This is a genomic window from Aneurinibacillus aneurinilyticus ATCC 12856, assembly GCF_000466385.1.
Taxonomy (GTDB): domain Bacteria; phylum Bacillota; class Bacilli; order Aneurinibacillales; family Aneurinibacillaceae; genus Aneurinibacillus; species Aneurinibacillus aneurinilyticus.
Genome location: NZ_KE952852.1, coordinates 1 through 505, shown reverse-complemented (window position 1 = coordinate 505; position 505 = coordinate 1). Strand labels below are relative to the sequence as shown.

1 pseudogene is annotated in these 505 nt (G+C 35.8%); it reads right to left on the bottom strand.

The window, feature by feature from the left end:
- Positions 1 to 340 (bottom strand): annotated as a pseudogene (locus HMPREF0083_RS28250) (hypothetical protein); the annotation flags it as partial.
- Positions 341 to 505 lie beyond the last annotated feature (165 nt).

The following is a 505-nucleotide window of genomic DNA, read 5'->3' as shown; positions in this document are numbered from 1 at the left end:
CAAAGCACCTGCACTCTAATACATGTGCATAATCAGCTATATAAACTTTAGGAAAGTCTAAAGGAATTTCAATACGTAAAAGCATATTACCGATATACTCCTGAACCAATTCTATGCCAAGATTTCCAAAATAAAAGTTCTCTGTTAGCCATTTAGGTAAGGGTTCAAGAAATCCTTCTACAAGATAACAGCCTTCAAATTCTTCTGGTGGGTTAGGACAAGCAACTGGTCGATAAGAGCAAAGCCCGTTTTTATTGCTTAAGATTTTTTCTAATCTATCCGCTCTGGTAAAGTGGTAAAAAACGATGTTGCCATTCGGTAAAGTCTCAATTAACCGCATATCTGGTTGAAATCCTTTTTCACCTAATGTAATACCCCTGTTAGTTAGAAACTCATCAGCTAGACGTTTTGATTGTTTCAGCCTACATCAGCCTCTCATTATCTTGATAAAAATCAGCATTTCCTTTAATTATCTAAGACATAAACGTTTCAACTGGGTACTATC